Here is a 14,700-nt window from a genome sequence, read left to right as displayed (position 1 = left end):
TCACCAGTCCTCCCGCTTCGAAACCCGTGGCTTGCCGGCTGTTGCCGTCGCGGGCCGCTTGCGGGCAGCGCCGGCCGCAGGCCGGGCTGGTTTTTTGGCGGCCGTGGTGCCGCGCGCCGCATCCGGCTTGCGTTTGCTCGCGGCGGGTTGGCGAACCGCCGGCGCGGCATCGGCATCGGGCGCAGGATCGGCCGATGCCACCGAAGCGTCCTGCGTGCCCAGCGCGAGCGTCATGCGCACGCCGAGCGTGTTCAGCACCTTGAAGAGCCGCTCGATGCTGACCGCCGACGGGTTGGCTTCGAGCTGCGCATAGGATTGCTGCGTGACGCCCAGGCGGGCGGCCAATTGCGCCTGCGTGAGCCCCGCGGATTTCCGGAAGCCGACGAGTATCGGACGCAACTGGGTCAGGGTCTGGACAGGAAAGGCCATCGGGCGCTCCGCGGAATGACAGGCGATCGTTTGTAATCGGAAAATACAATCTACAGCATGTATTGTCAAAATACAAACCAAAGACTGTATTCAACAAAAACAAACGATAGCCTGTCAAGCGGGTGACCCGCCGACCATCCCGCGGCAACGCGTCACGCCGCCCGCAGCGGATTCGCATGCGCGCTTCGCACGCTTTCCGGATCGTCGTCGCCGAGCGGAATGAACGCCATGATCTCCAGGTCGTGTCCCGACAGCGCGGGCAACCGGAACGGGCTCGACAGCACGTTCAGCCGCCGCACGCCGAGCTCGCGCAGGATCTGCGAGCCGATTCCCGTCACGCGTCCGTCGCGCCGCGCATGGCCGGCCGGCATCCGCATCGCGTCGCCGCGCATGTCGCAGTCGAGCAGCACCGCGACCCCGCAGCCGGCCGCGTCGATCCGGTGCAGCGCGGCATGCAGCGGCCACGAATGCGCGGACGGCTCCGCATCGAGCAGGTCGAGCAGCGAATGGCATTCGTGCACGCGCGTCAGCACCGGCGTCGACGGATCGGGCTCGCCGCGCACGAGCGCGAGATGCGGCGCGCCGTGCACGGTGTCGCGATACTCGATCGCACGGAATCGTCCCCACGGCGTATGCAGCGGCCGCTCGCCGACGCGTTCGACGAGCGATTCGTGTTCGCGCCGGTAATGGATCAGGTCGGCAATGGTGCCGATCTTCAGCCCGTGATGCGCGGCGAACGCCTTCAGCTCGGGTAGCCGCGCCATCGTGCCGTCGTCGTTCATCACCTCGCAGATCACCGACGCGGGCGTGAGCCCCGCGAGCGCCGCGAGATCGCAGCCGGCCTCGGTGTGCCCCGCGCGCACGAGCACGCCGCCCGGGCGCGCGGCGATCGGGAACACGTGGCCCGGCTGGACGAGGTCGTCGGGGCGGGCGCCCGCCCGCACCGCCGCGCGAATCGTATGCGCGCGATCGGCCGCCGAAATGCCGGTGGTCACGCCTTCGGCCGCCTCGATGCTGACGGTGAACGCGGTGCCGAACGGCGTACCGTTGTGATCGGCCATCGGCGGCAGGCGCAACTGCTCGCAGCGCTCGGCGGTCAGCGTCAGGCAGATCAGCCCGCGCCCGAAGCGCGCCATGAAATTGATCGCTTCCGGCGTCACGTGATCGGCCGCGATCACGAGATCGCCTTCGTTCTCGCGATCCTCTTCATCGACGAGCAGGACCATCCGGCCCGCACGCAGCTCGTCGACGATCTCCAGCGTGCCGGCGACGCTCATGGCGCCTCCGTCGCGTCGAACGCGCGGCGCAGCGCGTCGGCGCCGAAGGTCAGCACGCGGTCGGCGGCATCGATCGCGCCGAGCATGCTGGCGAAACCGTGAAGCTGGCCCGGCCAGCGCACGACGGTCACCGGCGTGCCGGCCTGCGCGAGACGCAGCGCATACGCTTCGGCCTCGTCGCGCAGCGGATCGAATTCGGCGCTGACGATCGTCGCCGGCGGCGCGCCCGCGACGTCCGGCGCGGCGAGCGGGCTTGCAAGCGACGACGCGCGATCGGCGCCGTCGTCGAAATAGTGGCGCTTGAACCAGCGCATCATGTCCGCCGTCAGGAAATAGCCGTTGCCGAGCGTTTCGTACGACGGATGCTCGGTCGCGCAATCGACGACCGGATACAGCAGCAACTGGTGCGCGATCGCGATGCCCGAGCCGCGCAACTGCAGCGCGGCGACCGCCGCAAGATTGCCGCCGGCGCTGTCGCCGGCAACCGCCAGCGCGCCGGCGCGTGCGCCGAGATCGCGCGCGCTGGCGGCGGCCCACCGCACGGCGTCGCATGCGTCGTGCGCGGCGGCCGGAAAACGCGCCTCGGGCGCGAGCCGGTAGTCGACCGACAGCACGAGCGTGCGCGCACGGGCCGCGAGGCTGCGGCACAGGTTCGCGTGCGAATCGATGCCGCACGCGACGAAGCCGCCGCCGTGGAAGAACACCGTCAGCGGCAACGGCCCGTCGGCAGCGGGCCGATACAGCCGTGCGGACAACTGACGGCCCGATGCGGGAATCGGCCAGTCCTCTTCCGCGGCGACGGCATCGCCCGGGGCGAACGCGCCACCGGCGGCGAGACTCGCGCGATACGCGGGAACGGTGAGCTGCGCGAAATCGATCGCGGGTGCCTGGGCGAACGCGGCGAGCAGCGCCTGCGCCTGTGGGTCGAGCGGCATGGGGACTCCTGTCTGAATCGGATACGGTTTGAATCAGGTAAACCCGTGTCGCGGTTTTCCCTGAGTCCGCGCCGGACGCTTGCCGGCACGGCCTGACGGGCATTCCAGCGTAGCGGGCAGGGCGCCACATCATCCGATCGGACGATGGTTGGTTCGCCCGGATGGCCAATTCTCACCATTCAGTGAATCTCCCGATGACGCCGGAATTTAGACGCGTCTTAATCATGGCGGCGCGGTTGGGTCGCGTCGGAAACATGTCGTATGGAGGATGGAGCGTGCTGATGGAGACGAGATGGGCTCCGCAAGAGAGCCAGGCAACCAGTGACGAAGCCGACATCGGCGTCGCGGATTTCAGCGAGCTGATGGCACGCATCTACCAGGGCCCGCTGGAAACGCCGCCGTGGGCGGGCGCGCTCGAGCTGGTTCGCCGGTTGCTGCAGGCCAACTACGTGACGCTGATCCTGCGTGCGGCCGCGAGCGACCGCCGCGCGCCGCTGTCCGTGCACGCATCGGAATACGGCCCGGTCGTGCCGGGTGACGGCGAAGCGTCGTACAACAACTACTACTATTCGCTCGATCCGTTCGTCGGCCTGCCGGCCGATCGCGTGGTCACGGTCGACGACGTGTTCGGCGACACGGGCTGGCTGTCGAGCGAACTGTACAAGCAGTTCCTGAAGCCGCAGGACGTGCGCTACATCCTCGGCGCGGACCTGCGCACGCCGTCGGGCGTCGAGTGCCGGTTCCGCGTATGCCGCAACCACGCTTCGAAGCAGTTCTCCGCGCGCGACAAGGCGATCTGCGCGTTGCTGCTGCCGCACCTGAAGCGTGCGGTCGAGCTGCATTCGCGGCTCGACACGGCCGAGGTCGAACGCTCGATCTACGCGAACGCGATCAACCGGATGCAGATCGGCACGATCACGCTCGACGAGAACGGCACGATCATCGACATGAACAGCGTCGCCGACGAGATCCTGAAGCAGAACAACGGTCTGACGATTGCGCGCGGCACGATCGAGGCGACCGACGCGCAGGAGAACCGCACGCTCAAGCGGCTGATCCGCCACGCGGTGATGGGGCACCACGGCACGGCCGCGGCGACCGTCGAGGCGATGCCGATCACGCGCAGCTTCGACAAGCCGCGCCTCGGGCTGCTGGTGCGCACGGTGCTGCTGTCCGACTGGTCGGAGGACAACAAGCGGCGGCCGGCCGTCACGCTGTTCCTGCGCGACCCCGACCGCAAGCCGCAGGGTGCGCAGGAAATCATCCGCAAGCTGTTCGACCTGACGCCCGCCGAGACGTCGCTCGCGTTGCTGCTGACCAACGGGCTGACGCTCGAGGAGGCCGCGGAGGAATCGGGGATCAGCAAGAACACCGCGCGCACGCACCTGCGGGCGATCTTCTCGAAGACGGGCGTCACGCGCCAGGCGACGCTCGTGCGGATTCTGCTCGGGAGCGTCGTGCCGCTCGGGTAAGCGACGGCCGACGCCGATTCATCGGAACCGGCCGCATTCGTCGGGCGATACATCGACAACGATCGACGCGTCACGCGTCACGCCGTGGCGGCGACATCATGCGAAAAGGGCTCGCACCTGCGCGAGCCGCTCCTTCATTCAGCGCAGCCGCTCGCGGAGACCGGATGCCCGACGCAGGCGCTGTCGGGCACGTTCACGACCCGCCCACGACGCCAGCGCCGGCCACTGCGCGCAACCGCGCCGGATGAAACCGGCGCCCGTGCGGATCACGAGCGCGCCGATCGCCAGCGCGGCCAGATCGTCGAGCCGGCCGAAGCCGACCCGTGCCGCGCCCATCGCGAGCGCCGCCAGCAGCGACGCCAGCGCGTCGGTCCGGACATGCCAGCCGCTCGCCTCGAGCAGCGCGGAGCCCGTCTCGCGTGCCTTGCGCAGCATCCAGTGCGACAGCGCGGCCTTGCCGGCGAGCGTGACGGCGACGAGCGCGAGCGTCGTCATGCCCGGCTGTACGACGGGCGGCGCAGCGAACCGGTTCGTCGTGTGCCAGATCATCTGCGCGCCGGTCGCCACGAGCAATGCGCCGAGGCCCACGAGCGCAAGCGGTTCGCAGGTCGGGCGCCGTTCCGGCGGCAGGCGCGCGTCGAGCCGGCATGCAACGAGGATCAGCGCATCGGCTGCGAGATCGATCGCCGCGTGCGCGACGTCCGCGAGCAACCCCGACGAATGCGCGGACCATGCCGCGACCGTCTCGACGACGAGCAGCAGCAGGTTGATCGCAAGGCTGGCGGCGAGGGCACGGGACGTGGCCGCATAAACGTGGGGCGTGGCGCGCGACGTGCGCTGCATGGCGGATTCGTCTGTCGAAAGCGTGGGTCAGCCCCGAACGCTACCGGGCGACGGTGGCAGATCGGTGACAGGCGACGGTCGCGACGCGACCAGTCAGCGATGCGCATCCGGCGGCCTCCGCGGCCCACACAGATGCGAGACAAGTTGCCGGCGTGCGCCGGGGCGGCCGAACATCAGGTTGCAGCTTTCTCGTTTGCCTTTTCAAAGGCCGTGGAGCCGGCCTTCGACATGCGTGCGAGTCTTGCCGCCGACCCAGATTTGGCCAGCCTCGTCGCGGGTCAAATGAATGCGGCCATGGCGGCCGAGGCGTGTCCCCTGGGCGGCGACATAGTCGTCCTCAACCACACCTGTCGCGAACAGCCACTGCGCCATTGAAGCATTGAGGCTTCCAGTAACTGGATCTTCGACGATAGCGCCCAGATGGTCGCTGAAGAAGGCGCGAACCTCGAAGGCCGCGTTGCCGCCTGTTGCATGAGGGCCAATAACGCCGACATCGATCCGGCCGGGCCAACTGCGGAGCGGATTGAGGGCAAGCACCGTCTCCGCCGATACCAGCCTGATGCCCAGCCATCCGGGGCCGTTGTCGATCCAGGCGGCATCAAGGATATCGCCCGATTCGATCCCCAGCAGTCGCCGAGCCTGATCCAATTCATCCTGTGTTGGCGCGCCGGAGCGGATCAGCGGCGGGGCGGCGAAGGAAAGCCGCTCGTGATTGTGTCGGATCGGAACCAGCCCGGCGCCGCATTCCTGGACGATTTCCGCTTCGCGCTTCGGCACGCGGCCCGTCGAGAGCCACGCATGACAACTGCCGAGCGTCGGGTGCCCGGCAAAAGGCATCTCCCTGTCCAGGGTGAAGATCCTGACCCGGTAGTCAGCCTCAGGATGCGTGCGCGGCAAGAGAAAAGCGGTCTCGGACAGGTTGAACCACCGCGTCAGCCGCTGCATGTCATCCGTTGCCAGGGCATCGGCACCGATAACGACCGCCAGCGGATTGCCCGAAAACGGCCCGGCGCCGAAGACATCGATCATATGGATCGCAAAGGTCATGGCATCGCTCTTTCAATTCAGATCAGTTCGTGAGGGCGCCGACAAGCCGGGATCAACGTTGCCAGGCAAGCAGCTGGACTCCCGCAACGGCGAACACCGCGGAGAGCGTGCCTTCAATCCAGCGCCGGAGGCGGGTATAAAGGGCGATCATCCGAGCGGTCGAGAAGAGGACCGCATAACCACCAAACACGATGACGGCGAGGAACGCGCAACCACCGATGATCGCCGGCAAGGTACCGCCGGGGGCGTGCTCCGGAAGCCCAAGTGACATGATCGCCATCCAGGCCAGAACCGCCTTCGGGTTTCCGATATGCATGAGAATGCCCTGGCGGTAGAGCTGTCGATAGCGAGGTGTCGAGCGTCCCGGTTCCATCTTCGCGAAGTCGGAGCCCGGTTTCAGCGCCGACCTGCCCGTGCGGAACGCCAGGTAGAGCAGGTAGACACCACCCACCATCTTGATGACGAAAAGCGCCTCGGCATAGGCCGCCAGCACGGCGGAAACGCCGGTCGCCGCCAGGACCGCCCAGAAGAGTGAGCCCGTGATGACGCCTGCCGCCAGAACGAGGGCAGGCAGGCGGCCGTCACGCATCGCTGTTCCCATGATCGCCATGTTGCTCGGCCCGGGGCTGGCGGTGGCGATGAGATAGGTGCCGTAGGCGAGTGCGATCTGACTGGCGATCATTCGAGTTTCTCCAGAGATGCGGGGCGTCTCCAGCGTTATGGCTGGAGGTCTCCGCGATGAACGATATGGATCTTGTTCCCGTCAGGGTCGCGCAGATACGCGCCGAAGTAGCCGTCACCGTAGCGGGGGCGTAACCCGGGTGCACCGTCGTCCGTCCCGCCGTGCTCAAGGCCCTTCGCGTAGGCCGTGTTCACGGCTTCTTGCGACGGGGCCAGAAAGGCGACCATGCTGCCGTTGCCGATGGTCGCCGGCTCGCCATCGTAAGGAATGTAGACATAGAAGCGCGGCAGCGGCGTTTGACCGGTTACCCAGCAAAGCGCCGGAGGCCCGCCATCGGACGTGACGACGCGACGCTTAAGTCCGAGCGGAGCGAGTACAGCGTCATAGAAACGGCCTGCCCGCCCAAGATCACGCGCCCCAACAGTTACATGGCTGAACATTTGACTCTCCACGCGCCCATCATGGCGATCAGGCGCCTCCAGAAATGCATGACTTCATCCAATCACATCGCACATGTTACGCTTGTTGTTTATATAAATAGTGTCACGTGACACTAATATCTAGGCGACGAACATGCTCCTGCAATCTCCCTGGTCACCACGGCTTGCCGACATCGAGGCGAATACCGCCGAGCGGTTGGTCCTGGCCCTGGCCGACGACATCGTCGAGGGGCGGCTGACGGGAGGCGACCGCCTGCCCGCTCATCGCGATCTCGCGTTGAAACTGGGAATTGGCCTTGGCACGGTGACGAAAGCCTATGCCGCGCTTGAACGGCGCGGCCTGACGCGCAGCATCAAGGGCCGGGGAACCTTCGTGGCGATTCGCCAGGCGCATCAGGATCGCCAGATCGACCTTTCGTCCAATGTGCCGCCAGCCATGCTCAACGCTCGCTTGCTGGCGCGAACATTGACGGGGATCGCACGCAAGATCGACGCGGACCACCTCAATCTCTATGCCCCGCCCGCTGGGCATATGGAGCACCGACGTGTGCTGGCTCGCTGGCTCGAAACGCTGGGCCTGATGGTGGAACCGTCGCATCTGGTGCTAACGAGCGGCGCCCGCCAGGCGCTATCGTTGGCGTTCGATCTTGCCTGCGGCTCGCAAGGACTGCTTCTGACCGAACGGATTACCTATCCTGGCGCGATCGCGCTGGCTCGGCGCAACGGATATCGGATGCAAGGCGTCGAGACCGACGCGCAAGGGATCGTGCCGGGGGCACTGGCGGATGCACTCGACGGCACCGCGTCGACCGGCAGCAAGGCGGTCTATCTCACGCCGACGCTGCACAACCCGACCACTGCGACGATGGGCACGGAACGAAGGCAGGCCATCGTGGATATTTGCCGCCGGGAGGGCGCGTGGATCATCGAGGACGGCGTCTATGCGTCGGCAGAGCCGGCTTCGCCACCGCTTGCGGCATTGGCGCCCGAGATCGCCTTTCATGTGAACGGACTGTCCAAATCGCTTGGCCCCGGTTTGCAGATCGGCGTGCTGGCGCTACCGGCCGGACTCAACGACGCAGCGGAGGACGCGCTGCGGGACCTGCCAATGGCGCCTTCGCCGCTCTCTTGCGCAGTGGTTGAGGAATGGCTGGCCACCGACGTCATCTCCTCGATCCAGCGGGATCTGCACCATGAGGCGCGGCGTCGATCCAATCTGGCCATCTCTCTGCTCGGCGCGAGCGAACTGGTCTCGCATCCCGGCGCCTACAACGCCTGGCTGCCGATGGAGCGCGATGCTGCCAATCGTGTCGCATCCGTCGCTGCAGCGATGCGTATCAAGTTGACCCCTCCGGAATCCATGATGGTGAACCCGGAAGATCGGGCGAGCGGGATCCGACTTTGCCTCGGCGGCCCGTCGTTCGACGATCTGACGGAAGCACTGACCCTTCTGGCAGGGCTGCTGAAGCAGCGCGCTTGACGCCACCGGGCGAGCACCGTACTGGCCGACGGCCGCGCGCCGCATACCGGCGGGGACATACCGATATTCCGCGATCTCGACATTATAGAAATAATGTCAAATTACAGGATGTGATAAATTGGATTTTTAACGGTTTACGTTATATTATTTACGAAATTTCCACCGAAATCCGCCATGTCCGATCTCGCCGCCGACGAATCCCGCCTGACCGCCGAAATCGAGCGCCTCAAGGCCGACTTCCCGAAAACCCGCGAGCTGTATCGCGAAGCCTGCGCGCTGCTGTTCTTCCGCTTCGGCATCACGCCCACCGCGAACCGCCTGTACCAGCTCGTCCGCAAGGGGAGCATGAGCACACCGACAGCCGTGCTCGGCGAGTTCTGGGCCGAGTTGCGGGAAAAGAGCCGCGTCCGCATCGAGCATCCCGACCTGCCGGCCGATCTGCAGGCCGCCGCCGGCGAACTGGTCGCGGCGCTCTGGAATCGGTCGAGCGCCGACGCGGCCACCGCGCTCGACGCATTGCGCGCGGAAGTCGAAGCCGAGCGGACGGCGGCGAAGGCGGAAGTCGCGACGCTGCAGGCTGAGTTGGCCCGTACCGAAACCGCGCTGGAGCAACGCACGGCCGCGCTGCTGGCCGCCCAGGTGCGCATTCAGGAACTGGAGCAGGCGAGGGCGGCCGACGAAGCATCGCGGCAAGCGCTGCAAGCGGACATCGAGCGCCTGACGGCCGACAACGCGGAGGGCGACCGCGCACTCGCGCAGGCCCGCGCGGATTTCACCACCCAGCTCGATCGGCTGCGCGACGATGCCGGGCGAGCCGAGGAACGCTTGCGTGCGTCGGAGAAGCGGGCGCTCCAGGAGATCGATCGAGAGCGGCTCGCCGCCGCGCGACTGCAAAAGGAGCTTGATGCAATGACATCGCGCGCGGAGCAGCGCGATGCGCAGCAGCGGAAAGATGTTGCCGCGCTGCAGGCACAACTGGGCGACGCGCTGCATCGATGCGGCGTGCTTCAGGGGCAGCTCGACGCCGCGCAGGCGACCGATGCGGCGCGCGCCAAGGAACTCGATGCACTGCGGCGCGAGATGACGGTGCTCGTGCGCCGCGCGCCGCTGCGCGGTGCCAAGGCGGCACCGGCTGCGCAACGGGATGAGCGACGGGCGCGCACGAGGAAGCGTGCTGACGAAGTGCCGCGCTGACGGCGCGGCCGCAATCGTGCATCAGCCGATGGCGGCGCACGCCCTAATCCCGCAACAAGCAGGCAAGAGCCGAATCCCACCAGCGCGATCGCTCGCCCACCCACCGCAACAGCTCAACTCGACACATACCGCGACGGCAGCGCCGGCGCATCTGCCGGAATCGTGACGAGCGACGTGTTCAACCAGCCCTGCGGCGTACCGTTCGACTGCGCATAGGCGCCGACGTACGGCATCATCCGCGTCGTCTGATAGACCTGCGGCGTCCACCCGGCGGGCGCGAGGAAGATCGACGTCGCGCGCTTTTCGCTATACGCGGACGCGCCGTACGTCGAGATGTTCCACAGCGTCTGCTGATACGTCGCATAGTCGGCGTTGTGCCGCGAACCGCCGGCCTGCCAGCCTTCCAGCTGGATGAACGTGTTGTACGTGCCGGCACCCGCGAGCAGGTTGTTCACCGTGCGTCCATAAAGGAACGACAGGATCAGCCCGCAGTTCGCCGGCGCGAAATCGCTGCCGACGCTCAAGTAATAACGACCCGTCGTGTTCAGGACCGACGCGTAGTGCGAGTTGCCGATATCCGTCGACGTCGTCAGCCCGCTCGCACCCATGAAGCTGTCGAACGCCTGCATCGTGACGCCTGCCGGCAGGTCGCTCGTCGCGCTGATCGCGACGATGTGCGAACCGGCCGCGAGCAGCGTCAGGAACGCAGAGAGCGTACCGGCGATCCAGTTGCCCTGCGCATCGACGAACGGAAACGCGCGATAGCCCGTCAGCGCGAACACCGCCGGATCGGTTCCGGCCTGCCACGCGATCTGCGGCACCCACATCGTCAGCGGGCCGGCATTCGATGCGCCGGATACATACTGCTTCAACGCATCGATCAGCTGCGCATCGGCAGCGGGCAGCACGCCATACGCCGAGCCGTTCTGCCAGCGCTGCACCCATTGCGCGACGAAGCCCGCGAGCTGGCCGCCGGTAAAGTCGGCGGGCGGCACGTAGCCGAGCGAGCCCGTGCTTTGGTACGCAGACTGGATCGCCGCGGCGGTGCGCACGTTGCTGCCGAACATGCTGTTCGCGAAATCCTGGCAGTTGTTGCCCGGCGGCGTAGCCAGTTGCGCGAGCGGGGCAACCCACGCACCGTTCGCGGTGGCGACGCCGCGATACAGCGTGAGATTCGCGACCGAGTCGTGACCGGGAAACGTCGCGGCGTCGGCGCCCGACACGTAACCTGCCGACGGCGTGACGCTGACGGTGGTCGGCTGCGACCCGAACGGATGCGTGTACGAGATCGCAAACGACGCGTCGCCGCCGGCAAGGCCGAACGATCCCGTGCAATCGCCCCAGCTGTTCGACGCGCCGACAGCCGTCGATTGCCCGGTCGCAATCGTCGATTGCGACGCCTGCGGCGGCGAGCCGCTCTGGCTCGCCGCATTGCCGTATGCGAGCGTCGTCGACGGAATCGCATTGACCACGTTGATCGTAATCGAGCGGTCGGCGATGCCGTAGCTGCGCGTGGAGGTATTCGCGGCGCCGGCGGCGAACGACGACGCGGCAGTCGGGCTGCCGTCACCGCCGCAGCCAGCCAGGGTGCCGACGAGCGGCGACAGGGTCAGCGCGGCGCCGCGCTGGATGAAGCGCCGGCGGTTCGGCGCGGACGGGCGTTCGGGCTTCGAAGCGGTCATGGGCGTTCCTGGTCACTGGTTTGGGGGGCTACATCGACGATCCGGCGCATTGCACACGTGTGCAATGCCGGTGGAAAGTGCGCAGCCCGCCGGCGCATGCGCCGCGCGTATTTATGCGGGAGATCGATGAAACGCCTGCGACGAAACCGAGTCGTGCGTGTGACGCCGCACGCGCGACAACGCGGAGCGGGAACGAGGAAAGCCGGCGCAACGTTTGGGTGCCCGCCGGGGATCGGGTAAAGTGCCGCTCAACATGCCGGGCCGATGCCGCTAGACGACCGGTCTAATCGTTGCTAACATACGCCACCATGAATGCATCTTCGGGCGCCGAAGTCCGCCAGCACATCCTGAATATCGCCAAGCCGATCATGCTCCACAAGGGGTTTTCGGCGGTTGGCCTGAACGAGATTCTCGCTGCGGCGGGCATCCCGAAGGGCTCGTTCTACCATTACTTCGGCTCGAAAGAGGCATTCGGCGAAGCGCTGCTCGAAGCGTATTTCGACAGCTATCACGCGCATCTCGACAACCTGCTCAAGCATCAGGCCGGCACCGGCGCCGAGCGCCTGATGACGTACTGGCGCAACTGGCTGCACACGCAATGCGCGGACGATCCGCAAGGCAAGTGCCTCGCGGTGAAGCTCGGCGCGGAAGTGTCGGATCTGTCGGAAGCGATGCGCGCGGTGCTGCGGCAGGGCACGAGCCAGATCATCGAGCGGCTCGCGGGCGGCATCGAGGCCGGCCTGGCCGACGGCTCGCTGAGCGGGATCGCCGATCCGTCGCACACGGCCGCGATCCTCTACGAGATGTGGCTGGGCGCGACGCTGCTGGAAAAGATTCACCGCGACCGCAAGCCGCTCGAAAGGGCGATGGTCGAAACGCGGCGCATGCTGAACCTGCCGCCGGCCGAGCATGGCGGAGCGCAGTCGTAACCCGGGCGCGCATCGGCGCGCCTTGTTTTTGCCCCGCATCTAGACGACTGGTCTACTCAAACCAATATGACGAACGTGCCACGCCGCGTTACGCTGTTCCCGATTGTTTCAAGCGCCCGCACGCAGCAGCGACGGCCCGATCGCCGACGTTGCAGCATGCGGGCGTCTCCGCTGGTCCGCCCCTGATCCGATCGTGCCCACGAAGCACGTCCATTTCTATTGACGGAGACTTACATGCCGCAAAGCAAGACCGCAAACCGCCAGATCGTCCTGAATTCGCGCCCGGTCGGCGCGCCGACACCGGGCAACTTCCGCGCCGAATCCGGTGCCGTGCCGACGCCCGGTGCCGGCCAGGTGCTGCTGCGCACGGTCTGGTTGTCGCTCGACCCGTACATGCGCGGCCGGATGAGCGATGCACCGTCCTATGCGCCGCCGGCCCAACTCGGCCAGCCGATGGTCGGCGGCACCGTCAGCCAGGTCGTCTCGTCGAACCTGCCCGCGTTCCGCGAAGGTGACCTCGTGGTCGCGGGCGCCGGGTGGCAGGACTATGCGCTGTCCGACGGCCGCGACCTGATTCCGCTCGGCCGCGACGTCGCGCATCCGTCGTATGCACTCGGCGTGCTCGGCATGCCGGGCTTTACCGCCTATACGGGGCTGCTGAAAATCGGCGAGCCGAAGGCCGGCGAAACCGTGGTCGTCGCGGCGGCGAGCGGCGCGGTCGGCGCGGTGGTCGGCCAGATCGCCAAGCTGAAGGGCTGCCGCGTGATCGGTGTCGCGGGCGGCGCCGACAAGTGCGCATACGTGACCGATACGCTCGGTTTCGACGCGTGCGTCGATCACCGCGACCCGGCATTCGCCGCGAAGCTGAAGGACGCATGCCCGAACGGCATCGACGTCTATTTCGAGAACGTCGGCGGGGCCGTGTTCGACGCGGTGTGGCCGCTGCTCAACGATCACGCGCGCGTGCCGGTGTGCGGGATCATCGCGCACTACAACGACGCGGCATACGACGACACCGCGGTGTCGACCGGCCGTGATCGCGTGCCGGCACTGATGGGCACGATCCTGCGCAAGCGCATCAGGATGCAGGGTTTCATCATCCTCGACCACTATGCGACTGGTTATGCACCGTTCCTGAAGGAGATGAGCGAATGGGTCGCGCAGGGCAAGGTGAAGACGCTCGAGGACGTCGTCCCCGACCTGGCCGACGCGCCGGAAGCGCTGATCGGCTTGCTGGCCGGCAAGAACTTCGGCAAGGTCGTCGTGCGCGTGGGCCCGGACGAACTGGCCTGATACCGCGGCACGGCAAACCATGACGGTTGCACGCTGGCGTCGCGCGACGCCGGCTTGTGGCATGCTCGATTTCGATTCAAAAGGAGTGACAAGATGGCGCTTCACGTGATTGCTTCCCTGTACCTGAAACCCGAACACGCGGAGGCCGCCGAAGCCGAACTGCGCAGCATGGTCGCGAAGACGCGCACCGAGCCCGGCAACCGGCGCTACGACCTGTTCCGCGAACAGGACGGTTCGCCCAACCTGCACCTGTACGAGATCTACGACGACCAGGCTGCGTTCGACGCACACCTCGCGAGCCCGTATTTCGGCGAATTCCGCGTGAAATCGGCCGACTGGTTCGCGGCGCCGCCGGTCATCAAGGTGCTGTCCGGCATCGACGTGGCCGAGTAACAACGCAGCACCCACGCCGCGGCCCGTCCCGACCCGGGCCGCGCGGCAGCCGTCTCGCCCGGCAACGGCGAAGACAGCGACGAAATCGAAAACCCCGCGCGGCGCGCGATGCGCGTCGTTTCCCCAATACACCGGCCCGGAGGCTGAATGGTCACCCTCAACATCAACGGCGAAACCCGCACGGTCGACGCCCCCGACGACATGCCCTTGCTCTGGGTGCTGCGCGACGTCGTCGGCCTCACCGGCACGAAATTCGGCTGCGGGATCGCGCAATGCGGCGCGTGCACCGTGCATCTCGACGGCGTCGCCGCGCGCTCGTGCGTGCTGCCGGTCGCGGCCGTCGCGGGCCGCAAGATCACGACGATCGAAGCCGTCGGCGCGACGCCGGCCGGCCACAAGGTCCAGCAGGCGTGGCGCGAGCTCGACGTCGTCCAGTGCGGCTATTGCCAGTCGGGGCAGGTGATGGCCGCCACCGCGCTGATCGCATCGAACCCGAACCCGAGCGACGCCGACATCGACGCGGCAATGGCCGGCAACATCTGCCGCTGCGGCACGTACAACCGGATTCGCGCGGCCGTGAAGCAAGCCGCGAAGGAGGCGTGAC

Annotated in this window: 15 protein-coding genes; 7 read left to right on the top strand and 8 right to left on the bottom strand. The window is 67.0% G+C overall.

All coding sequences use genetic code 11. The annotated features are described in order from the left end of the window. The 3 genes from L810_RS33990 to L810_RS33980 all read right to left on the bottom strand — a co-directional run bounded on the left by L810_RS33990 (position 1) and on the right by L810_RS33980 (position 2,641). Positions 1-429, bottom strand: coding sequence for a helix-turn-helix domain-containing protein (locus L810_RS33990; protein ID WP_021162735.1), 429 nt, complete (start codon positions 427-429; stop codon positions 1-3). A 152-nt stretch (positions 430-581) separates the two neighbouring features. Then, positions 582-1,706 carry a bifunctional 3,4-dihydroxy-2-butanone-4-phosphate synthase/GTP cyclohydrolase II gene (gene ribBA / locus L810_RS33985; protein ID WP_021162734.1) on the bottom strand — a complete coding sequence of 375 codons (1,125 nt, stop codon included), beginning with the start codon at positions 1,704-1,706 and terminating at the stop codon, positions 582-584. After that, on the bottom strand, positions 1,703-2,641 hold the full coding sequence (locus L810_RS33980; RefSeq protein ID WP_021162733.1) for an alpha/beta hydrolase: 939 nt from the start codon (positions 2,639-2,641) through the stop codon (positions 1,703-1,705). The genes ribBA and L810_RS33980 overlap by 4 nt, the downstream gene beginning before the upstream one ends. 281 nt (positions 2,642-2,922) lie before the next feature. Here L810_RS33980 and L810_RS33975 point away from each other — a divergent pair, with 281 nt between their 5' ends. Further along, the gene (locus L810_RS33975) at positions 2,923-4,113 is read left to right on the top strand and encodes a helix-turn-helix transcriptional regulator (protein WP_021162732.1); all 1,191 of its coding nucleotides are present in this window, start codon (positions 2,923-2,925) and stop codon (positions 4,111-4,113) included. A 138-nt stretch (positions 4,114-4,251) separates the two neighbouring features. Here L810_RS33975 and L810_RS33970 read toward each other — a convergent pair whose 3' ends face one another. The 4 genes from L810_RS33970 to L810_RS33955 form a co-directional block, all read right to left on the bottom strand. Then, positions 4,252-4,956 (bottom strand): cation diffusion facilitator family transporter, encoded by a 705-nt coding sequence (locus tag L810_RS33970; protein ID WP_021162731.1) that lies wholly within the window; start codon positions 4,954-4,956, stop codon positions 4,252-4,254. A gap of 201 nt (positions 4,957-5,157) precedes the next feature. Beyond that, positions 5,158-6,003, bottom strand: coding sequence for a PhzF family phenazine biosynthesis protein (locus tag L810_RS33965; protein WP_021162730.1), 846 nt, complete (start codon positions 6,001-6,003; stop codon positions 5,158-5,160). A gap of 52 nt (positions 6,004-6,055) precedes the next feature. Continuing rightward, entirely contained in the window at positions 6,056-6,685 is a 630-nt protein-coding gene (locus L810_RS33960; protein ID WP_042977299.1) for a LysE family translocator, read from the bottom strand. 35 nt (positions 6,686-6,720) lie between these two features. Further along, the gene (locus tag L810_RS33955; RefSeq protein WP_027791597.1) at positions 6,721-7,125 is read right to left on the bottom strand and encodes a VOC family protein; all 405 of its coding nucleotides are present in this window, start codon (positions 7,123-7,125) and stop codon (positions 6,721-6,723) included. A gap of 133 nt (positions 7,126-7,258) precedes the next feature. On the opposite strand from L810_RS33955, the gene L810_RS33950 reads away from it, so the two are divergent. Both L810_RS33950 and L810_RS33945 read left to right on the top strand, forming a co-directional pair. After that, positions 7,259-8,605, top strand: coding sequence for an aminotransferase-like domain-containing protein (locus L810_RS33950; protein ID WP_021162729.1), 1,347 nt, complete (start codon positions 7,259-7,261; stop codon positions 8,603-8,605). 174 nt (positions 8,606-8,779) lie between these two features. Continuing rightward, positions 8,780-9,799: a DNA-binding protein gene (locus tag L810_RS33945; protein WP_021162728.1), complete on the top strand. Its 1,020-nt coding sequence runs from the start codon at positions 8,780-8,782 to the stop codon at positions 9,797-9,799. 113 nt (positions 9,800-9,912) lie between these two features. On the opposite strand, the gene L810_RS33940 is transcribed toward L810_RS33945, so the two are convergent. Next, complete coding sequence (locus L810_RS33940; protein ID WP_021162727.1) at positions 9,913-11,481, bottom strand: hypothetical protein; 1,569 nt, start codon at positions 11,479-11,481, stop codon at positions 9,913-9,915. 308 nt (positions 11,482-11,789) lie between these two features. Between L810_RS33940 and L810_RS33935 the strand changes: the two genes are divergently transcribed. The 4 genes from L810_RS33935 (at position 11,790) to L810_RS33920 (ending at position 14,699) form a co-directional block, all read left to right on the top strand. Then, the gene (locus tag L810_RS33935) at positions 11,790-12,410 is read left to right on the top strand and encodes a TetR/AcrR family transcriptional regulator (RefSeq protein ID WP_021162725.1); all 621 of its coding nucleotides are present in this window, start codon (positions 11,790-11,792) and stop codon (positions 12,408-12,410) included. A gap of 234 nt (positions 12,411-12,644) precedes the next feature. Next, a complete protein-coding gene (locus tag L810_RS33930; protein WP_021162724.1) occupies positions 12,645-13,703 on the top strand; it encodes an NADP-dependent oxidoreductase in 1,059 nt (352 codons plus the stop codon). Between the two features lie 93 nt (positions 13,704-13,796). Then, positions 13,797-14,096: a putative quinol monooxygenase gene (locus tag L810_RS33925; protein WP_021162723.1), complete on the top strand. Its 300-nt coding sequence runs from the start codon at positions 13,797-13,799 to the stop codon at positions 14,094-14,096. Positions 14,097-14,243: 147 nt separating this feature from the next. Continuing rightward, positions 14,244-14,699, top strand: a complete 456-nt coding sequence (locus L810_RS33920; RefSeq protein ID WP_021162722.1) for a (2Fe-2S)-binding protein — start codon at positions 14,244-14,246, stop codon at positions 14,697-14,699. Position 14,700 lies beyond the last annotated feature (1 nt).

Source organism: Burkholderia sp. AU4i, from assembly GCF_000466765.1.
Classification (GTDB): Bacteria; Pseudomonadota; Gammaproteobacteria; order Burkholderiales; family Burkholderiaceae; genus Burkholderia; species Burkholderia cepacia.
This window is presented reverse-complemented; position numbering and strand designations above follow the sequence as displayed.